We start from the raw sequence: 20,420 nt of genomic DNA on the forward strand, positions 1-20,420 counted from the left end.
GCCAGGGCCGAGGGTCTTGGCCGAGACCGTGCAGGCGGCGCAGCTGGAGATCGGCGGTCTTTATGCCATCGACATCGCCGAGGCAGCGCACCGTTTCGACATCCCGGCCGGTTGGATCGCGGCCGTCCTCGCCGCCGAGAGCAATGGCGATCCGACCGCCGTATCGTCGGCCGGGGCGCAGGGGCTGATGCAGCTCATGCCCGCGACATGGGATGAACAGCGCGCGCTCCATCGGCTCGGCAGCGATCCGTTCCAGCCGCGCGACAACATCCTCGCAGGAGCGGCCTACCTGCGCGCCATGTGGGACCGTTACGGCACCGTCACCGGCATGCTCGGCGCTTACAATTTCGGCCCCGGCCGGTATGACGAATACCTTGCCGGTGAACGCGGCCTGCCGCAAGAAACGCGCGAATACGTCGCCGTGCTCGCGCCCGTTCTCGGCGGCGAGCCGCTCGCGCCAGGCGCTTTCGCCGGCCCGCAGCGCGTCACCGACTGGCGCGAAGCTCCGCTCTTCGTCACGGCACCGGCTGGCCCGGAACATGCACCCGGCCTGCACGGCGAACGCAGTGTCGGGGCGCCTTCGGATGCACCTGCCGCGTCGCGCGGTTCGCTCGCGCCGGCCCCGGCCGAGGCCCTGTTCGTCGCGCGATCCGGCTCGGGAGGCGCGCCATGAGCTGGATCGCGCGGTTTCGCGCTGTAGCGGAGTACCGGAAAGGAAGGGAAGGGTCGCGCGCCGGATGGGGCACGGCGACTGGAATACGGCAAGGTAAAAGCGCATGCGCAAACCACCGTCAAGCCATTGGAATGGCTCGGTGTTTTGCGCATGTGGCGGTCGGTCGTGCATACGCATGGGCGATTTTGCCAGCAAAATCAAAGGCACTTCGTATGCGCGGCTTCGCCGCGCCTCCTGGGAGGCGCGCATGAGCGGCGACGACAGCGAATTTCGCATCCGCCCCGGCAAGCCGCGCTCGACGCGAGCGCCGCGCACCAAGACCTTCATCAACCAGGTGCTGCGCGCCGCAAAGCAGGCGAGCAATGCGCCCGCCAGCGGATCGGCATCGGGATCGGGATCGGAGCGCAGGGGCGGCGGCTCGGGCCGCTCGACCTTCGGCCGCGGCCGCAATGTTGTGACGCGGAGCCGGCTGCTCGGCTCGCGTCGCCGCGTTGTCGCCAAGGCGAGGATCGCCCGGCACAGGGGCCGCGCCTTTCGCTCAGCGCCGATCTCGGCGCACCTGTCCTATCTCAAGCGCGAAGGCGTCAGCCGCGACGGCGAGAAGGGCGTCATGTTCGACGCCGAAACCGACCGCGCCGACGATCTCGCCTTCGCCGATCGCTGCCAGGACGACCGGCACCATTTCCGCTTTATCATCTCACCCGAAGACGCCGGCGGCATGGAAGATCTGCGCGCCTTCACCCGCGATCTCGCCAAGCAGATGGAAGCCGACCTAGGCACCCGCCTCGACTGGATCGCCGTTGATCACTGGAACACCGACAATCCGCATGTGCATCTGCTCGTGCGCGGCGTCGACGAGACCGGCGCCGATCTCGTCATCTCGCGTGACTATATCAGCCACGGCCTGCGCGGACGCGCCGAGGAGCTGGTCGATGCCGAACTCGGCCCCAAGCCCGAACATGAGATCCGCTCCAGCCTCGCGCGGGAGGTCGATGCCGAACGCTGGACACGCCTCGATCGGGACATCGCGCGCCAGTCGAACGAGCTTGGCTATATCGACCTGCGGCCCGAGGCGAAGGGGCCGGACGATCCAGAAATCCGCCGCCTGCTGGTCGCGCGCCTGCGCCATCTCGAAAAGATGGGTCTCGCCGCCGATGCCGGCGTCAACGAATGGTTCGTCGAGCCGGGCGCGGAGCGGTCGCTGCGCGATCTCGGCGCGCGCGGCGACATCATCAAGACCATGCAACGCGCCTTCGCCGGGCTCGGCGAGGAGCGTGGCGTCGCCGACTTCACGATCGACACGGCCAAGGACGGGCCGCCCATCATCGGGCGCCTCGTCGACAAGGGCCTCCATGACGAGCTGACCGGCGAAGCCTATGCCGTGATCGACGGCACCGACGGCCGCGCCCATCATGTCCGGCTGCGCGGCATCGAGGCGTTCGAACATGCACCGCCCATCGGCGGCATCGTCGAAGTCCGCCGCTTCAGCGGTCCGGACGACCCGCGGCCCACCATCGTCCTCGCCAATCGCTCCGACCTCGATCTCCAGAGCCAGATCACCGCTCCCGGCGCGACCTGGCTCGATCACCGGCTGGTCGAGCGCGACCCGATGCCGCTCGGAACGAGCGGCTTCGGCCGCGAGGTGCGCGAGGCGATGGACGCACGCGCCGAACATCTCGCCGACGAGGGCCTCGCCCGCCGCGAAAGCCAGCGCATCGTCCTGCAGCGCAATCTTCTGGCGACCCTGCGCCGGCGCGAGCTCGACGCCGTGGGCGAGCAGCTCTCGGCCGAGACTGGCCTTCCGCATGTGAAGGCACAGGCCGGAGAATATGTCGCCGGCACCTATCGCCGCCAGCTCGTGCTCTCCTCCGGCCGCTTCGCCGTGATCGAGGGCATCGCCCCGGACGGCGGGCGCGGCTTCCAGCTCGTCCCCTGGTCCCGCGAGATCGAACACAAGCTCGGCCAGCACATCTCCGGCGTCGCGCGCGGCGGAGGCGGCATCGACTGGTCGCTCGGCCGCAAGCGCGACCTCGGCCTCTGACGAAAGGAACCTCCCATGTCCGGCACCAAAATCCTCTGGGGTCAGATCAGCATCGTCTTTCTGATCGTGCTGGCCTCGATCTGGGGCGGCACGCAATGGGTCGCCTTCCGGCTCGGCTTCCAGCCGCAGCTCGGGCCGGCATGGTTCGAGATCGCCGGCTGGCCGGTCTATTATCCGCCGGCGCTGTTCTGGTGGTGGTATTTCTACGATGCCTATGCCCCGCGCATCTTCGCCGAGGGCGGCATTGTGGCGGCGTCCGGCGGCTTCATCGCCATCGCCGTCGCCATCACCATGTCGGTGATGCGCGCCCGCGAGGCATCCGACATCGACACCTATGGCTCCGCGCGATGGGCCGAGCGCGCGGATATCGAGCGCACCGGCCTGCTCGGGCTGGACGGCGTGATCCTCGGCCGCTACGAGCGCGACTATCTGCGGCACGACGGTCCTGAGCATATTCTATGCTTTGCTCCGACGCGCTCTGGTAAGGGCGTCGGGCTGGTCGTACCGAGTCTGCTGACTTGGCCGGGCTCGGCAATCGTCCACGATATTAAAGGGGAGAACTGGCAGCTCACCGCCGGCTTCCGGGCGAAACATGGCCGTGTCCTCCTGTTCGACCCGACCAATGCCGCGTCGGCCGCCTACAATCCCTTGCTCGAGGTACGCCGGGGCGAATGGGAAGTGCGCGACGTGCAGAACGTCGCCGACGTGCTGGTCGACCCCGAAGGCAGCCTGGAAAAGCGGAACCATTGGGAGAAGACGTCTCACTCGCTCCTGGTCGGTGCCATCCTGCATGTACTTTACGCCGAGCCCGACAAGACGCTTGCCGGTGTCGCTGCCTTCCTCTCAGATCCGCGCCGCACGATCGAAGCCACCTTGGATGCGATGATGGCCACCAGTCATCTCGGCGAGGCGGGGCCGCATCCGGTGGTCGCGTCGACTGCGCGGGAACTGCTCAACAAATCGGACAATGAACGCTCCGGCGTGCTATCGACCGCCATGAGCTTTCTGGGGCTCTACCGCGACCCGGTGGTCGCGACCGTGACCTCGCGCTGCGACTGGCGCATCGCCGATTTGATCGCCGACCCGAAACCCTCGACACTGTTTCTGGTCGTTCCGCCCTCGGACATCTCGCGCACCAAACCCCTTATCCGCCTCGTGCTGAATCAGATCGGCCGTCGGCTGACGGAAGACCTCCATGCCAAAGACCGGCGGCATCGCGTCCTGATGCTGCTCGATGAATTTCCTGCACTCGGCAGGCTCGACTTCTTCGAGTCGTCGCTGGCCTTCCTCGCCGGCTACGGGATCAAGAGCTTTCTCATCGCGCAGAGCTTGAACCAGATTGAGAAAGCCTACGGGGCGAATAACGCGATCCTCGACAATTGCCATGTCAGGGTCAGCTTTGCGACCAATGACGAGAGGACCGCAAAAAGAGTATCGGACGCCCTCGGCACGGCGACCGAAATGAAGGCGATGCAGAACTTCGCCGGCAGTCGCCTGGCGCCGTGGCTCGGCCACATCATGGTGTCACGTTCCGAGACCGCCCGCCAGCTCCTCACCCCCGGCGAGATCATGCAGCTTCCACCGGACGACGAGATCGTCCTGGTCGCGGGAACGCCGCCGATCCGGGCGAAGAAAGCGCGCTACTACACCGACCCGCGCCTCATGGAACGCATCCTGCCACCGCCCGATCCGAACGAGATTGCCGTCAGCGCGCGGCCGGACGGCTGGTCAGCGCTCAAACCCCTGAAACCCGATACGGCACTGGCAGCGGCGACCGATCCCACCAGCAAGGACGACGAGGACAAGGCCAATTCGAGCCTTCGCCGAGAACCGGAGCTGCCCGACCATGTGGAGATCGTCCACGAGAAGAACGAGCCGGAGCCCGAGAATGAGTTTCGGCACCTGCTCGGCGACGATCAGGAGGACATCGTCCGGCAGCGCCAGGCCATGCGCCGCCAAATGCGCGGCCTCGCGCGCCAGGTTTCCATGGACCCGAACGACACGATTGATATGTGAGGAACGACCTTGCGCGAACGCCTATGCCTGACCCTTCCTTCCGACCTGCTCGCCCGGCTCAACGATCTTGCCGACCGTCGCAAGCTGTCGCGCTCGGCCGTCGCCGAAGCGGCCATCGCCTCATTCCTGTCGCCCGACGCCCTCGACACGCGCGAAGCCGCCTTTACCCGCCGGCTCGATCGCCTGTCGCGCCAGACGGCCCGGCTGGAACGCGATGTGCGGCTGACAGCCGACACGCTGGCGCTGTTTATCCGGCACTGGCTGACCGTCACCCCGCAGCTTCCGCCCGAGGAGAACGCGGTCGCCCAGACCAGAGGCCTCAAGCGGTTCGACGGCTTCGTTCAGACGCTCGGCCTGCGGCTCCAGCAGGGCAACAGCTTCCTCAGCGAGATCCCCGACGACGTTCCGTCAGGCAAGGATGACGCCGATGGCTGACCGACCTTGCGGAACCCGCGCCTCTCGCGTATATACTTCAACGTATATACAGGAGGTCGCCATGCCCCATATCGCCAAGATATTCCAGTCCGGTAACTCGCAGGCCGTCCGCTTGCCGAAGGATTTCCGCTTCGATGTCGATGAGGTGGAGGTTTCGCGGGAGGGTGACGCCGTGATCCTGCGCCCGAAACCCGACGCGACCCGGCGCTGGGCGTCGCTGCACGCCGCCGTCGAGCGTGGCTTCAGCGACGACTTCATGGCCGAGGGGCGCGATCAGCCCGAGGACCAGGAGAGGCCCGAACTGGACAAGGCGTTCCAGTGACCCTCCACCTCCTCGACACCAATGCCGTGATCTCGCTGCTGACGCGACGCTCCGATGCGTTGCTGCGCAGGATCGAGGCGAGCGAGCCAGGTTCGCTCGCCGGTTCGTCCGTGGTCGCGCACGAACTCTATTTCGGCGCCTATAAGAGCGAGAAGGTCGCGTTCAACCTCGAAACGCTCAGGCTCCTGTTTGCCGACCTCGCCATCCTCGACTTCGATCGTGAGGATGCGCGCGTCGCCGGTGAGATCCGGGCCGAGTTGAAACGGCGTGGCACGCCGATCGGCCCATACGATACATTGATCGCCGGCCAGGCCAAGGCACGGGGCCACATCCTCGTCACCAACAACACAGGCGAGTTTTCGCGGGTAGCCGGATTGCAGATCGAGGACTGGTCCGCAGCCTGATCCGTTACCGATGCAGCTTCGCGGGAGCCTGGGAGGTCGTTGATATCCGAAACTGCCCTGAACCCGGGAACTGATTCGCCGATACTGACCCGATCAAGCATCTTAGCCGCCGCGCGAATCCGCCGTTCTCCTGTATTACTTCGCTGCACTACTACTACGACCGAAACTTGTTGAATCGGTCCGCTTTGCCGTCCTTTTAGTTATCCCCATCCGGGGACCGCCTTCGCCCTCCTCCCCGGAAAGGGGACGAGATGGCAGGCCACAACCGGAAACAGGCAACCTACGAACGCGGCGCGCGCATGCTCCGCACCGCGCTCGGGCCTGCCATCTCGAACCTCCTACTCGACAAGTCCATCGTCGAGGTGATGCTGAACCCGGATGGGCGCATCTGGGTGGACCGTCTCGCCGAGGGCCTGTCCGACACCGGTGAACGGCTGACCCAGGAAGACGGCGAGCGTATCATCCGGCTGGTCGCCCATCATGTCGGGGCCGAGGTGCATGCCCGCTCCCCGCGTGTCTCGGCCGAGTTGCCCGAAACCGGCGAACGCTTCGAGGGCCTGCTTCCGCCCGTCGTCGCCGCGCCAACCTTCGCCATCCGCAAGCCGGCGGTCGCAGTGTTCACGCTCGACGATTACGTCGTCGCCGGCGTCATGTCCGACGCGCAGGCCGCCGCGCTGCGCCAGGCCGTCGCCGCACGCGCCAATATCCTCGTGGCGGGCGGCACGTCGACGGGCAAAACCACCTTGACCAATGCGCTTCTGGCCGAGGTCGCCAAGACGCAGGATCGCGTCGTCATCATTGAAGACACCCGAGAGCTGCAATGCGCGGCCCCGAATCTGGTCGCCATGCGCACCAAGGACGGGGTGGCTTCGCTTTCCGATCTAGTCCGGTCCTCGCTGCGCCTGCGCCCCGATCGAATCCCCATCGGCGAGGTTCGCGGCGCCGAGGCGCTCGATCTCCTCAAAGCCTGGGGAACGGGCCACCCAGGCGGCATCGGCACGATCCACGCGGGCTCCGGCATCGGTGCGCTGCGCCGCCTCGAACAGCTCATTCAGGAAGCCGTCGTGACCGTGCCTCGCGCGATGATCGCCGAGACGATTGACCTCGTTGCCGTGCTTTCCGGCCGGGGCGTCGCCCGACGTCTTTCCGAGTTGGATCGCGTCGAGGGCCTCGGCCCGGACGGTGACTACCGGCTCTCCCCCGCCTTTCCAGACCTCATTTCGACAAACCACCCAGGAGACACCGCATGATCCGTCGCGCCTTCCGCTTCCGCCGTTCCATCGCTACCGCCACCGCCTTCACCTGGGCGGCACTTCTGACCTCACCGGCTCTCGCCTCGGGCTCTTCCATGCCCTGGGAAGCGCCATTGCAGAAAATCCTCGAATCCGTCGAAGGCCCGGTCGCCAAGATCGTTGCCGTCATCATCATCATCGTCACCGGGTTGACGCTCGCCTTCGGTGATACGGGCGGCGGCTTTCGCAAATTGATCCAGATCGTTTTCGGGATATCGATCGCGTTTGCGGCCAGTTCCTTCTTTCTGTCCTTTTTCTCGTTCGGCGGCGGGGCGTTGATCTGATGGCTGCCGTCCTCGAACAACTCGACACCGTGCCGGGGTTCGCTGTCCCGGTTCACCGCGCCCTGAGCGAACCTATCCTCCTCGGCGGTGCGCCACGTTCCGTGGCGATCCTCAACGGGACATTGGCGGGGGCCGTCGGCCTTGGCCTCCAGCTTTGGCTCGCCGGCATCGTGATCTGGGCCGTCGGCCATCTGGCCGCCGTATGGGCGGCAAAGCGCGATCCCCTTTTCGCCGAGGTGGTGCGCCGGCATCTGCGCGTCCCTGGCTATCTGTCGGTGTAAGGCGGCCTTGATGATAAACCTCGCCGAATACCGCCGCACCGCCACGCGCCTTGCCGATTTCCTGCCCTGGGTGGCACTCGTCGGCGAAGGCGTGGTGCTGAACAAGGATGGTAGTTTCCAGCGAACCGCCAAGTTCCGCGGGCCGGACCTCGACTCCGCCGTCGCGGCCGAGTTGGTCGGCGTCGCCAACCGGCTGAACAACGCTTTCCGCCGCCTCGGCTCCGGCTGGTGCATTTTCGTGGAAGCGCAGCGCAAGGAGGCCGCTACCTATCCGAACGATGTCTTTCCCGATCCAGCGTCCGCGCTGGTCGACGCCGAGCGCAAGGCCGATTTCGAGGAGGAAGGTAGCCACTTCGTCTCGGATTATTACCTCACCTTCCTCTGGCTTCCCCCGGCCGAGGACGCCGCGCGCGCCGAAAGCTGGCTCTACGAGGGCCGCGAGACCACGGGGGTCAATCCTTGGGAACTGGTGCGGGGCTTCATCGACCGTACCGACCGCGTGATCGCCCTTCTGGAAGGGTTCATGCCCGAGTGCCGCTGGTTGTCCGACAGCGAGACGCTGACCTACCTCCACTCCACCGTTTCGACAAAGCGTCACCGTGTCCGTGTGCCGGAAACGCCGGTCTATCTGGACGCACTTCTGGCCGACGAAGCGCTGACGGGTGGGCTCGAACCGCGCCTGGGTTCCGCGCATCTGCGCATCCTAACCATCACCGGCTTCCCAAGCGTCACGACCCCCGGCCTGCTCGACGATCTCAACCGACTGGCCTTCCCCTATCGCTGGTCGACCCGCGCGATCCTGATGGACAAGACCGATGCGACCAGGCTGCTGACCCGGATCAGGCGGCAATGGTTTGCGAAGCGCAAGTCCATCGCCGCTATTCTCAAAGAGATCGTCACCAATGAGCAATCGGCGCTCGTCGATACCGATGCTGCCAACAAGGCCGCCGATGCCGACATGGCCCTACAGGAACTCGGCGCGGACATAGCCGGCATCGCCTATGTCACGGCGACCGTCACCGTCTGGGACGAGGATGCCCGCCGCGCCGACGAAAAACTGCGGCTGGTCGAGAAGGTCATCCAATCCCGCGACTTCACCGTCATGGTCGAGACCGTCAATGCAGTCGATGGCTGGCTCGGCTCCCTGCCAGGCCACGCCTATGCCAATGTCCGTCAGCCCCCGATCTCAACGCTCAACCTTGCCCATGCGGTCCCTTCGTCCGCCGTGTGGGCCGGACCGGAACGGGACGATCACTTCGGCGCACCCCCGCTGCTGTATGGCAGGACCGAAGGATCGACCCCGTTCCGTGTCGCCCTTCATGTCGGCGATGTCGGCCACACGCTTGTGGTCGGCCCGACCGGCTCGGGCAAGAGCGTGCTGCTCGCCCTCATGGCCTTGCAGTTCCGCCGCTATCCGCGCAGCCAGATCTTCGCCTTCGACTTCGGCGGCTCGATCCGCACCGCCACGCTGGCGATGGGTGGGGATTGGCATGATCTGGGCGGCCGGCTGACCGAAAGTTCCGAGGTTTCGGTCTCACTGCAACCGCTGGCTCGTATCCAGCAGACGCAGGACCGCGCCTGGGCCGCTGACTGGATCGTCGCCATCCTCACGCGGGAAGGCATCACGATCACGCCGGAAGCCAAGGAGCACATCTGGACAGCGCTCTCCTCGCTCGCCTCGGCGCCGATCGATGAGCGCACCATCACCGGCCTTTCGGTGCTGCTTCAGTCCAACGATCTGAAGCTCGCCATCCAGCCCTATTGCGTCGGCGGTCCCTATGGCCGGCTGCTCGACGCAGAGGCGGAGAGCCTTGGCGACGCTTCCGTCGTCGCCTTCGAGACCGAGGGGCTTCTCGACACCGGCGCCGCGCCGGCGGTCCTTAGCTATCTCTTCCACCGGATCGCCGACCGGCTCGATGGAAGCCCGACCATGATCATCATCGACGAGGGCTGGCTGGCGCTCGGCGATCCCGCCTTCTCCAAACAACTGGCCGAATGGCTGGTCACGCTGCGCAAGAAGAACGCATCCGTCGTCTTCGCCACGCAATCGCTCGCGCAGCTCGAAAAGAGCACGATCGCGCCGGCCATCATTGAAAGCTGCCCGACGCGGCTGCTCCTGCCCAACGACCGCGCGGTCGAGCCGCAGATCACCGCCATTTACCGGCGCTTCGGGCTGAATGACAGGCAGATCGAAATACTCGCTCGGGCCACCCCGAAACGCGACTACTACTGCCAATCCAGAAAAGGCGACCGCCTCTTCGAGCTGGGCATGTCCGAGGTCGGTCTTGCCCTTTGCGCGGCCTCCGCCAAGTCCGACCAGGCGCTGATCGCCGACATCCTCGCCGAACACGGCCGGGCCGGATTCCTGGCTGCATGGCTCCGGGTGCGCGGCGTCGAATGGGCCGCCGACCTCATACCCAACCTCACCAACATCGCCGTCGCGCTGGAGCCGCAACAGCCGCTCCCGCCCACCGACATCACCGAACCCGTCCAACTCGATCCAGAGGAGATCATCCCATGACCCGTTACCGCTTTCCCCGCATCGCCGGCGCTTCGCTGCTTGCGCTGACGCTCGCCGCGCCGCTGGCGCTTTCGCCGGTTTTCACTACGCCGGCCCATGCCTTATTCGGCTTCGGTCGGATCGTCTACGACCCGACCAACCACGCCGAGAACCTGCTGACCGCGGCGCGGACGCTGGAGCAGATCAATCATCAAATCACGTCGCTTCAGAACGAAGCGACCATGCTCATCAATCAGGCGAAGAACCTGGCGAGCCTGCCGTTCAGCTCACTTCAGGCGCTTCAGCAGAACGTGCAGCGCACGCAGCAGCTTCTCTCCGAAGCCCAGAACATCGCCTTCGATGTGCAGTCGATCGACCGCATGTTTCAGCAGGACTACGGTAAGCTCTCCCTCACGGTGACCGACGATCAGTTGATCACCGATGCCCGCGGCCGGTGGGAAACGACCGTAGGCGGATTGCAGGACGCGATGCGCGTTCAGGCCGGCGTAGTCGGCAACATCGACACCAACCGCTCCCAGATGTCCGAACTTGTCGGCCAGAGCCAAGGCGCGAGCGGTGCTCTTCAGGCAACCCAGGCCGGTAACCAGCTTCTCGCCCTGCAAAGCCAGCAGCTCTCCGATCTCATCGCCGTAATCTCGGCCAATGGAAGGGCGGATGCCCTTTCGCAAGCCGAGCGTGCCACGGCGGCCGAACAGGGTCGCATCCAGCGCGAACGGTTCCTCGCGCCGGGGTCGGGCTACCAGCCCGGCAATGTGCAGATGTTCAACCGCTGACGGGCCTGAAAGGGGGACATCATGGATGGCAAGATGCTGGCCCGGCTTGCGGCCATCATATTCGTCGTCGTGGCCATCGCGGCGACGATCATCGAAATGACCCGCGAGGAAGACGCCGGGCCAGCGCCGACCGCTCCGGTGCTTCAGCCGTCGACCGATCCGCTTCACCTTGAGCAACGCCGTTGCCAGGAGTTGGGTGAAGCCGCTGCCAATGACGGGGTGTGCCTGCGCGTGTGGTCGCAGACCCGCGACCGCTTCCTTGGCCGCTCGTCCGCGCCGGAGGCGCCCGCAGATCACGAAGGGTGGTGAACCATGGGCGGCACCGGCGTAATCGACAGCTTCCTCGGGACATTCACCAGCTACATCGACTCCGGCTTCGGCCTGCTCGGCGGCGAAGTTACCTTCATTGCCACCACGTTGATCGTGATCGACGTCGTGCTGGCCGCCCTGTTCTGGGCATGGGCTCCCGACGAGGACATCATCGCGCGCCTGGTCAAGAAGACCATCTTTGTCGGGGTGTTCGCCTATCTGATTTCCAATTGGAACGCCTTGGCGAAGATTATCTTCGACAGTTTCGCCGGCCTTGGCCTCCTGGCTTCCGGAACGGGATTCACGACCGCCGATCTTCTGCGCCCCGGTCGCGTCGCCCAGATCGGCCTCGATGCCGGGCGGCCGCTGCTCGAATCCATCTCCGACCTGATGGGCTGGATCGCGGTCTTTGAAAACCTCGTCCAGATCCTTTGCCTGTTCTTCGCCTGGGCCTTGGTCATCCTCGCCTTCTTCATTTTGGCGATCCAGTTATTTGTCACATTGATCGAGTTCAAACTCTCGACGTTGGCGGGCTTCGTGCTCATCCCGTTCGGCCTCTGGGGCAAGTCGGCGTTCATGGCCGAACGTGTCCTCGGGAACGTCATTTCCTCGGGCATCAAAGTCCTCGTCCTGGCCGTCATTATCGGGATCGGCTCGACCTTGTTCGGCCAGTTCACCGCCGGCTTCGGCGGCGCGACCCCGACGATAGACGATGCGATGGCTATCGTGCTTGCCGCCCTTTCCCTTCTCGGCCTCGGCATCTTCGGGCCGGGAATTGCGACGGGCCTCGTTTCCGGCGGGCCGCAGCTCAGCGCCGGCGCGGCGGTCGGGACCGGCCTTGCCGTTGGCGGCGCTGCAATCGCGACCGGAGGCGCGGCCATGCTGGCAGCGCGCGGCGGCGGGGCTGCTCTTTCGGGTGGAGCTGCCCTGGCTCGCGGCGGCGCATCGGCCGCCGGCGCGGCATCCTCGGCCTACACGCTCGCCGCCATGGGCGAGTCCGGCGTATCCGGCGTTGCCGCTGGTCTCGAGGGCGTCGCCCGCGCCGGTGGGGCCGCCGCCGTTTCCCCCCTGAAACGCGCCGTCTCCCGCGCCGCCGACAGCCTCAAATCCAGCCACACCGATGGCCTCAAGGGTGGCTTCGAGACGACCGGCGGCACCTCGTCCATGGGAACGATCGGCGGCGCCGCTGCGCCAGCCCCGGCGAGCTCTCCTTCCACCGCTGCCCCGCCGGCCTGGGCGCAGCGCATGCGCGGTCAGGCCCTGAGCCACGGCGCCAGAGCCGCCGCCCATGCAGTCCGCTCCGGTGACAGCCATGGCGGCGGCGCATCCATCAACCTCTCCGAAAGCAACCGCTCATGAATATCTTCAAACGTCCAACGACCCACTACGGCAAGACGCCGGAACCCGTCACACCCTACCAAAAAGCCGCACAGGTCTGGGACGAGCGCATCGGCTCGGCCCGCGTGCAGGCCCGCAACTGGCGCTATATGGCGTTCGGCTGCCTGATCCTTTCGGCCGGCTTCGCCTCGGCGCTGGTCTGGCAGTCAGCACGCGGCACCGTCGTTCCGTGGGTGGTCGAGATCGACCGCCACGGCGATGCCCGCACCGTCGAGTCGGCCATGGCCGACTATCGGCCGACCGACCCACAGATCGCCTGGCATCTCGCCCGGTTCATCGAACAAGTGCGCGGCCTGCCCTCCGATCCCATCGTTCTGCGCCAGGCATGGCTGCGCGCCTACGATTTCACCACCGACCGGGGCGCGGTCGCGCTCAATGAGTTTGCGCGCGCGAACGATCCCTTTACGCGCGTCGGCCGCCAGCAAGTCTCGGTCGAGGTCTCCAGCGTGATGCGCGCTTCGCCGGACAGCTTCCGGGTCGCGTGGACGGAACAGCACTACGAGAACGGCCAGCTCTCCCGCACCGAACGCTGGACCGCGATTCTCACCATCGTCCTTCAGCAGCCGCGCACGGCCGAGCGCCTGCGCGCCAATCCCCTTGGAATTTTTGTCAACGCGATCTCGTGGTCGCGGGAGTTGAGTCAATGATCCGCAATCCAGTCAAAGCCGCACATCCGGCTTTCTGTAAATCCACATTGGCGGCGTTCCTGCTTTCCGCAACCGTGCTTGGCGGCTGCGCGACCAACCGCACGCCACAATTCGCTTACGACGACAGTGTGCCGCCGCTGCCCGTCGTGCGCGCGGCCGCGACCGACGATAAGCCCCCTCCTCTGCACACGCCGCCAGCTTGGACGGTGGCGCGCGGCGGCACGGCCGCGATCACGCCGGAAGGCCGCGTCGTCAATGCGAACGCCGCCGCGCGCGTCGAGCCTCGGCGCGAAGGCTACTACAATGCGATCCAGATCTATCCCTGGTCCGAGGGCGCGCTGTTTCAGGTCTATGCCGCCGTGGGGCAGATCACCACGATCGCGCTCGAACCCGGCGAAAGCCTGACCGGCGCGGGGCCGGTCGCGGCAGGCGACACGACGCGCTGGATAATCGGCGATACCGAAAGCGGCTCGGGAACCACCCGCCGCGTTCATGTGCTGGTCAAGCCGACCCGCGCCGGCATCGTCACCAATCTCGTCATCACCACGGACAGGCGCACCTATCTGATCGAGCTACGCGCCCGCGACGAAACGTGGATGCCGGCCGTCGCCTGGGCTTATCCCGCGCCGCCGGTGTCGCACCGCGTGACCGCGCCCGCCGCGCCGATCATCCCTGCCGAATCCGCGCGGAACTACCGCTACGGACTTTCCGGCGACAACCCGCCCTGGAAGCCGTTGACCGCCTTCGACGACGGCCGCCGCGTCTACATCGTGTTCCCGCGCGGGATCGTGCAAGGCGAGATGCCGCCCCTATTCGTCATCGGTTCGGGCGGGGAAACCGAGATCGTCAACAGCCGCATTTATCAGAACGTGCTCATCGTGGATCGCCTCTTCGGTGCGGCCGAACTGCGGCTGGGCTCCAGCAACAAGCAGCAGACCGTCCGGATCGTCCGTGTCCAGCCGGGCCAGACGGCGGCCGCGGTCTCCGGACAAAACACCGCCAAGGGAGGAGCGCCGTCATGAGCCAGAATGACGACCGGAAAGAGGAAGGTGTGGAGCCAGCAGGGGCGGCCGATGACACGGACGGCTCGATGCGGCTGCGCGCCGAGGCGCCGCGCGTGACGCGCATCTCGCGCAAGGTCTTGATGGGCGCGGGCATGGTGGTCGGCATCGGCATCGGCGGCGCGCTGATCTACGCGCTTCAGGACGTCGATCGCGGCGGCCAGCCCGAAGAACTGATCTCCACCGACCGCCGCCAGACCGCTGACGGCTTGCAGGGTCTGCCCGGCAGCTATGGCGACGTGCCGGTCCTCGGTCCGCCGCTGCCAGGCGATCTCGGTGGGCCGGTGCTCAAGGCGCGCGAGGAAGGTCAGGCGATCCCGGCGACCCCCATGCCTGTCCCAGCCGCCGATCCCGAAGAACAGCGCCGGCTCGCCGAGCTTGAAGCCGCTCGAATCAGCGAGTTGTTTTTCCAGATCAGGGCGGGCCAGACCGCTGCCTCGCCCTCGATCCCCTCCGTTCCCGGCCTCACCGGGCTGGCGGGCGCTGCGACGCAGGATCGCCACCTTGCCTTCCTCAACGCCGAGGTCGACCGCCGCACCGTCGCCCCGGATCGCGTCATGGCGCCGGCCTCGCCCTTCGTCCTCCAGGCTGGCGCGGTGATCCCGGCGGCGCTGATCACCGGCATCCGTTCGGATTTGCCGGGACAGATCACCGCCCAGGTGACGCAGCATGTCTATGATAGCCCGACCGGCGCGCTCCTGCTCATCCCGCAGGGAAGCCGGCTCATCGGCGAATACGATGCTGGCGTGACCTTCGGGCAAAGGCGCGTGCTCCTCGTGTGGAACCGCCTCATTCTCCCCAATGGGCGCTCGATCGTTCTCGAGCGCCAGCGCGGCGCCGACGTCTCAGGCTATGCCGGTCTCGAAGACGGCGTTGACTACCATTGGTGGGATCTGATGAAGGCAGCGGGCCTGTCGACGCTGCTCGCCGTCAGCGCCGAGCTTGCGACCAGCGACGAGGACCGCCTAGTCCGTGCCATCCGCGACGGCGCGCAGGACACCGTGAACCAGGCCGGTCAGCTGATCGTGCAGCGCCAGTTGCAGGTCGCGCCGACCCTGACGATCCGGCCCGGATTTCCCGTCAGGGTCATCGTGGCCCGCGATCTGGTCCTCGAACCCTATGGAGCGCATTGATGGCCAACCTCAAGCTCGGCCCGCTGCCCAGGCTCGGCATCGTGCGAATGACGGTCCCGATGCCGGAACCGCTGAAGGAAGAACTCGACCTCTACGCCGCCGAATACGGCCGCCAGTATGGCGAGGTCGATTCCGCCACGCTGATCCCGCACATGCTGGAAGCCTTCCTGCGATCCGACCGCGGCTGGCGCAGCCGCAAGGCCAGACTCGCCGGCAGGACCACGACGGCCGGGGCCATCAAGCCGAACGCGCCCTCGACCGATCATTGATCGCGGTGATTGAGCCGCCGAGACGCAAGCTCTCGCGCGAAACTCAGGAAGCGGCGTAGCGCCGGATTGTCGCTTGAAGGCAACCATACGGCGCTGAACGGCACGATGTCTTCATGCGCCGTCAGTGGACGCAGCGCAAGATCGGGATACGTCATATTGGTCCAGCCCTCCGAAACCAGCGTGATTCCTTCACCGATAGCGACCATGTGCATCAACGTCTCCGCATTCACTGGCCGGTAGGACACTTCCGGATAGGCGCTATAGTCAGCGACGCGCCTCACAATATAGTCATGCACTTCCGGCCCCGGCTCCATGGTCGAGACGATGAAGTATTCATCGCGCAGTTGAGGCCAATCCAGCACATCACTGCTCGCCAGTGGATGGTGAACGGCCATTGCGACATGCACGCGCTCGCGCCAGAACTCCTCGACATCGCAGCCCGCAAGCGGCGCGTTGCCAGTGAAGAAGGCGATGTCGAGCTGGCGCGAACGGATCGCGCGTAGATGATTGCGACGACCGCCATCCACAATGCCGAGATGTACGCCTGGATAGCATTGCCGATAGGCCGTGATCAGTTCGCGCAGGAAGCCGCCGCCGAGTGTGGTGATGATGCCGACCCTAACCATGCCCTCCTCGGCTCGGCCGGCCGCGCCAGCGCGCTGCAGAATCACTTCTGCCATTTGAAGGACCGGAATAATCTCATCAAGGAATTTGCATCCGGCATCGGTGAGCCGGACGCCCGACGTCGTGCGCTCGAATAGGGAAATGCCGAGGTCGTTCTCGAAGTCGCGCACACGGCGGCTGACGCTGGACACCTTCATGCCAAGCGCCCTAGCCGCACCTGAAAAGCTCATCTGCTCGGCTGCCGCCAGCACATAGCGCAGCGCCCGCATGTCGAAAGGGAGCCCCTGCGCCGGCCAGCGCACCGGGCGCTCCCACAGTGGTAGGGATGATCTTTCCGATCCAGACCGGTGCTTCTCGCTACTTATTCGCTCTGACAGTTCGCGTTCGTTTGTCACAGTGGCGGAGCACCTCCGGCGAGCTTAAGTACAATTCGAAAGAAAATTTCTATAAAAGATGATTAATTCGATTTATCATCGAATTATATACTATATATTTATTTTCACAACTATGTAGAATATATATCTCTAATAAATTTCATTTTATCATTATTGATTGCTGATATAAGATTTATTAGAATCGAGAATCTATTATGCTTTGTCTTGTCAGGAGATCCATAATTAGACAGATCAACGATCTCAATTTTCTTGCTAGTCAGCAATTCCTGGATGTCTACGCTCTCCTTATCGATAGACCCTAGCCGTGTGCGAGAGCCGCCGATGCGACCCGAGATTGCAAGTGCACGATCATCTGTGGAACTGAGCACGATCATCGGACGGGCCAATGGCCCAATCGTATCAACCTGCCGCTTGAAAAGATCGACGTCGATATCCGGAGCGGCCAGAACCACCTGGTCTATTCGCTGAAGGACGTCTTCTTGTCCTGAAATCCTGAGCTGCCGAAGCGCCTCGACAACAAGCCACGCACCCATACTGTGCCCAAACAGCGTCACACGACTTTTTGCCCGAGGCTTCTTGAGGTCGCGAAGCAGTTTTACAAGATCGTCGCGCGCATACGTAGCTGCGTCCTTGTCCGCAACGTATCCTGTGACCGATCCTTCCGATGGCCAACTGAAAAGGATCGGCATTTCCGATAATTTTCCGTCCGACGCAACTTTTGCAGCCTGAAACAATGATTCCTGAAAACTATAATTGTACCCATGAACATAGATAAGTATATCTTTGTCTGCATTGATATCTTTGAAGGTAATATCCTGGCGTCCCAGGACGGTGTATTTTTTCAGGGGATCCGTCTGCATTTGCGACCGAGCCTCGCCTGGGTTTTTATGGCTGGCCGGCACGGCGACTGTGAAGCGTTCAAACTGCAATTGCGATGATCTTGCAGCAGTGTATCCAATACCAGCGGGATCTCGTTGGCGATCGGTCGCCGTAATGACTGTAATCGCCTGATATGGCTTCGAAGGCTCCGGCCTGACGATCAAAGTTTCGGTCCCGGGCCGTGATGCGCAGGCCGACAGTCCAACGGCTACGGCGAGCCCAATCGTCCACCGCAACGCTGCGGTCGTGGCGAACTTAAAGAGACTATTCATCAGCAGTCTGATTGTCGTTGGCCTGGCGAATATCAGGCTGGTCACTATGACTGGAACGACCGGACGACAGACCATTGCGTTCCGTTTGCGGCGCTGCTCGTGAGCGGCTTCCAACGATGGAAACGGCGCTGACGCTCCACCAGAATGCCGCTCGCAGGCTCATAGCAACGATGGTCCGTACCTCGTAGGCATTCCCCGCTAATATCCAGGCGCCAAGACCGGCAAAGACGACACTGGTCGCTAACGCAATAGCCGCAGCAAATGCCGTCGACCATGGGCGGAGCGTAATCAATCCCGCCCCCGTAACGATATAAGCGAAGCCCGCCGCAAAGTTGAAATACAATACGAACGGTACGATCTTTGCTGCGGGCTCTGCGATCTCATGCAATACAAAAAGCGCACTTCCCCCGGAAATAAGCGTTACGGTCCCGAACAGGATTGCTATCCCGCCAAGCACTTTGATGGCTGGCTTTGACACCCAGACCGACATCCTGATTTCTCCTCCCGATCTCATCTCAAAAAGGTGCGCATTATCGCTCCAGTTTGAAGGCCTGTTTGTCGCCGTTCATGCCGAGATAGCCATTTCCGGCTCGGACCAGTTTCACGCATCGTTCGGGAAGCAGCGCTCCTGGCTTGAGACACAACCCGTCTGCGGTCGGTTTCCATTTCGGGGACAAATCCATGGGTCCGCCGGTCATCTTGCCGGTGCCGTTCTGGAAAAGCACGAGGGTTCCGACGCGACCATTCTCCATGGTAATTTTCCATGGGCGTCCATCTGTGACCTTGTGGATCGCAGACGCATCGTCTGCCTTGCCCGGAGACGGCGTCGCTGACACTATCGCGGCGGCGGCAAACGCAACGAATGACAGCGACAACAAGAATTTTCTCTCTTGCCTGTCTCCACGCTGATTTTTTTCTGGCTTCTCCATTCATCTGCTCCTGAGGTTTGAATCGGGATAGGGGCTTGGTGTGCGCTACCGATCGGGAGCGCGCAGGCCATACCATTTGTCCTTGACGGCGTCGTAATGGTCTTTGGGTTCGTATCTGGTCACATGCAGGCCGAGCCGCTCTATCGAGAGGCGACCCATCGCTTGCAGGATTGCATAGCTCGCCAGCACAAGGTCGCGTTCAGCACCGGCAATATCGATCCTGGCATTGATGACATCGGCTTGCGCATTGAGAACATCCAGGGTGGTGCGCTGGCCGACATTGCGCTCTTCGATGACACCAGCCAGTGCCAATTGTGCGGCATCGACCAAAGCGCGATTGGCGATCACGCCTTCCTTGGCCGCAGCATAGGAAGTCCAGGCGGCAGTTATGGCCTGGCGCACCTGGTCGCGGCTGACATCGACCTCAATTCGCGCCTGCCCAAGAGATTCCTTCGATTTCCGTACTTGTGCCGAAGCCCGGCCACCTTGATAGATCGGGATCGAGAGGGTAACGCCGATATTGGCCGAGTTTGAGTAGCCGTCCGAATAGTTTAGGTCGGTCGGCGATGTGTTGAGATAGCTGCGCGAAACACCAGCTGAGGCCGTGACCGACGGCAACAACGTGCCTTCTGCTGACTTCACGCTAGAGGCAGCGGCATCGACCAGATGAGTGGTGGCAAGGATAGCCGGATGTTCCTTGGTGGCGATGACGACAGCTGCGTCCAGATTGGGCGGCAACAGCTTTGACAGAGGTGACGCTGCTTTCAATGTCCCCGGCTCTTCACCGATCACCTGACGATAGGCGGCGGCGCTGGCGAGAGAATGAGCACGTGCAGCGCTGAGTTGTCCCTCGGCGCCTGAGCGCGCAGCATCAGCCTGCGCCACATCAGTCCCGGTAGCTTCACCAACTTCCTTCCGGGCGCGTGCCGAGCGAGCCTGTTCTTTCAGGAATTCCAGATTTTGCTGTGTGAGCGCCATGACCTGTCGGTCATGGATCACATTCATGTAGGCTTGAGCTCCACTGAAAAGGATATTTTCCTCCGTGTTGCGCAAGCTTTCCACCGAAGCGCGAACACGCGCTTCGGCCGCCGCAACATTGTTCCTGGTCTGGAAGCCATCAAACAAGGTCTGGTTGATTTGCACGCCGAAGCTACCGGAAGTGAGACGAGTGGAATCGTTGCTGCGCCTAATTTCGGTGTAGTCGATGCTGCTCGTTCCGGTGATCGTGGGGCGGTAGCCAGACTTTGCTATGGCGACATCTTCGTCAGTAACCCTGACGCCGGCGCGTGCCGAGTTGAGCTGGGAGTTGTTGCGATAAGCCTTGGAAAGCGCGCCGGTGATCGTCTCCGCGGAAGCCCCTGCTGGCGATAGTATCGCGGCGGCAGCCATGAGCATGGCAAAACTCGTCTTGCGAAAAGATGAAGCGCTGGCTTTGCGAGTCCTCGTTGCTGATAAGGAGAGA

General features: G+C 63.9%; 22 protein-coding genes. 17 read left to right on the forward strand and 5 right to left on the reverse strand.

Going from position 1 to position 20,420, the window contains the following annotated elements:
• The first annotated feature begins 16 nt into the window (after positions 1–16).
• From MKS82_RS10640 to MKS82_RS10720, 17 genes are all read left to right on the forward strand, one after another.
• Complete coding sequence (locus MKS82_RS10640) at positions 17–673, forward strand: lytic transglycosylase domain-containing protein (protein WP_276313315.1); 657 nt, start codon at positions 17–19, stop codon at positions 671–673.
• A gap of 247 nt (positions 674–920) precedes the next feature.
• A complete protein-coding gene (locus tag MKS82_RS10645) occupies positions 921–2,714 on the forward strand; it encodes a DUF3363 domain-containing protein (protein ID WP_240578787.1) in 1,794 nt (597 codons plus the stop codon).
• A gap of 15 nt (positions 2,715–2,729) precedes the next feature.
• Positions 2,730–4,730 carry a conjugal transfer protein TraG gene (locus MKS82_RS10650; protein ID WP_240578788.1) on the forward strand — a complete coding sequence of 667 codons (2,001 nt, stop codon included), beginning with the start codon at positions 2,730–2,732 and terminating at the stop codon, positions 4,728–4,730.
• Positions 4,731–4,739: 9 nt separating this feature from the next.
• The gene (locus MKS82_RS10655) at positions 4,740–5,165 is read left to right on the forward strand and encodes a ribbon-helix-helix protein, CopG family (protein WP_240578789.1); all 426 of its coding nucleotides are present in this window, start codon (positions 4,740–4,742) and stop codon (positions 5,163–5,165) included.
• Between the two features lie 61 nt (positions 5,166–5,226).
• Positions 5,227–5,487, forward strand: coding sequence for an antitoxin (locus MKS82_RS10660; protein ID WP_240578790.1), 261 nt, complete (start codon positions 5,227–5,229; stop codon positions 5,485–5,487).
• Positions 5,484–5,891, forward strand: a complete 408-nt coding sequence (locus MKS82_RS10665) for a type II toxin-antitoxin system VapC family toxin (protein WP_240578791.1) — start codon at positions 5,484–5,486, stop codon at positions 5,889–5,891. Before MKS82_RS10660 ends, MKS82_RS10665 begins: the two co-directional genes overlap by 4 nt.
• Before the next feature lie 251 nt (positions 5,892–6,142).
• Positions 6,143–7,141, forward strand: a complete 999-nt coding sequence (gene trbB / locus MKS82_RS10670; RefSeq protein ID WP_240578792.1) for a P-type conjugative transfer ATPase TrbB — start codon at positions 6,143–6,145, stop codon at positions 7,139–7,141.
• Positions 7,138–7,467, forward strand: coding sequence for a TrbC/VirB2 family protein (locus MKS82_RS10675; RefSeq protein WP_240578793.1), 330 nt, complete (start codon positions 7,138–7,140; stop codon positions 7,465–7,467). Before trbB ends, MKS82_RS10675 begins: the two co-directional genes overlap by 4 nt.
• The gene (locus tag MKS82_RS10680; protein ID WP_240578794.1) at positions 7,467–7,748 is read left to right on the forward strand and encodes a VirB3 family type IV secretion system protein; all 282 of its coding nucleotides are present in this window, start codon (positions 7,467–7,469) and stop codon (positions 7,746–7,748) included. The genes MKS82_RS10675 and MKS82_RS10680 overlap by 1 nt, the downstream gene beginning before the upstream one ends.
• A gap of 10 nt (positions 7,749–7,758) precedes the next feature.
• Complete coding sequence (trbE, locus tag MKS82_RS10685; RefSeq protein WP_240578795.1) at positions 7,759–10,269, forward strand: conjugal transfer protein TrbE; 2,511 nt, start codon at positions 7,759–7,761, stop codon at positions 10,267–10,269.
• Complete coding sequence (trbJ, locus tag MKS82_RS10690) at positions 10,266–11,042, forward strand: P-type conjugative transfer protein TrbJ (protein ID WP_240578796.1); 777 nt, start codon at positions 10,266–10,268, stop codon at positions 11,040–11,042. The genes trbE and trbJ overlap by 4 nt, the downstream gene beginning before the upstream one ends.
• A gap of 21 nt (positions 11,043–11,063) precedes the next feature.
• Entirely contained in the window at positions 11,064–11,351 is a 288-nt protein-coding gene (gene trbK-alt / locus MKS82_RS10695) for a putative entry exclusion protein TrbK-alt (protein WP_240578797.1), read from the forward strand.
• A gap of 3 nt (positions 11,352–11,354) precedes the next feature.
• Positions 11,355–12,710 carry a P-type conjugative transfer protein TrbL gene (gene trbL, locus MKS82_RS10700; RefSeq protein ID WP_240578798.1) on the forward strand — a complete coding sequence of 452 codons (1,356 nt, stop codon included), beginning with the start codon at positions 11,355–11,357 and terminating at the stop codon, positions 12,708–12,710.
• The gene (gene trbF / locus MKS82_RS10705) at positions 12,707–13,396 is read left to right on the forward strand and encodes a conjugal transfer protein TrbF (protein WP_240578799.1); all 690 of its coding nucleotides are present in this window, start codon (positions 12,707–12,709) and stop codon (positions 13,394–13,396) included. Before trbL ends, trbF begins: the two co-directional genes overlap by 4 nt.
• The gene (trbG, locus tag MKS82_RS10710; protein WP_240578800.1) at positions 13,393–14,418 is read left to right on the forward strand and encodes a P-type conjugative transfer protein TrbG; all 1,026 of its coding nucleotides are present in this window, start codon (positions 13,393–13,395) and stop codon (positions 14,416–14,418) included. The genes trbF and trbG overlap by 4 nt, the downstream gene beginning before the upstream one ends.
• Positions 14,415–15,590, forward strand: a complete 1,176-nt coding sequence (locus MKS82_RS10715) for a TrbI/VirB10 family protein (RefSeq protein WP_445558074.1) — start codon at positions 14,415–14,417, stop codon at positions 15,588–15,590. The genes trbG and MKS82_RS10715 overlap by 4 nt, the downstream gene beginning before the upstream one ends.
• Complete coding sequence (locus MKS82_RS10720) at positions 15,590–15,859, forward strand: DUF2274 domain-containing protein (protein WP_240578801.1); 270 nt, start codon at positions 15,590–15,592, stop codon at positions 15,857–15,859. The genes MKS82_RS10715 and MKS82_RS10720 overlap by 1 nt, the downstream gene beginning before the upstream one ends.
• Here the strand turns inward: MKS82_RS10720 and MKS82_RS10725 are convergent.
• The 5 genes from MKS82_RS10725 to MKS82_RS10745 all read right to left on the reverse strand — a co-directional run bounded on the left by MKS82_RS10725 (position 15,853) and on the right by MKS82_RS10745 (position 20,353).
• Complete coding sequence (locus MKS82_RS10725; protein WP_240578802.1) at positions 15,853–16,785, reverse strand: LysR family transcriptional regulator; 933 nt, start codon at positions 16,783–16,785, stop codon at positions 15,853–15,855. The two genes, MKS82_RS10720 and MKS82_RS10725, sit on opposite strands and share 7 nt — an antisense overlap.
• Before the next feature lie 203 nt (positions 16,786–16,988).
• On the reverse strand, positions 16,989–18,029 hold the full coding sequence (locus MKS82_RS10730; protein WP_240578803.1) for an alpha/beta fold hydrolase: 1,041 nt from the start codon (positions 18,027–18,029) through the stop codon (positions 16,989–16,991).
• A complete protein-coding gene (locus MKS82_RS10735; protein ID WP_240578804.1) occupies positions 18,022–18,519 on the reverse strand; it encodes a hypothetical protein in 498 nt (165 codons plus the stop codon). The genes MKS82_RS10730 and MKS82_RS10735 overlap by 8 nt, the downstream gene beginning before the upstream one ends.
• A gap of 40 nt (positions 18,520–18,559) precedes the next feature.
• Positions 18,560–18,958, reverse strand: coding sequence for a hypothetical protein (locus MKS82_RS10740; RefSeq protein ID WP_240578805.1), 399 nt, complete (start codon positions 18,956–18,958; stop codon positions 18,560–18,562).
• Positions 18,959–19,003: 45 nt separating this feature from the next.
• The gene (locus tag MKS82_RS10745) at positions 19,004–20,353 is read right to left on the reverse strand and encodes a TolC family outer membrane protein (RefSeq protein WP_240578806.1); all 1,350 of its coding nucleotides are present in this window, start codon (positions 20,351–20,353) and stop codon (positions 19,004–19,006) included.
• Positions 20,354–20,420 lie beyond the last annotated feature (67 nt).

The sequence above is a fragment of the Ochrobactrum sp. A-1 genome, assembly GCF_022488005.1.
Classification (GTDB): Bacteria; Pseudomonadota; Alphaproteobacteria; order Rhizobiales; family Rhizobiaceae; genus Brucella.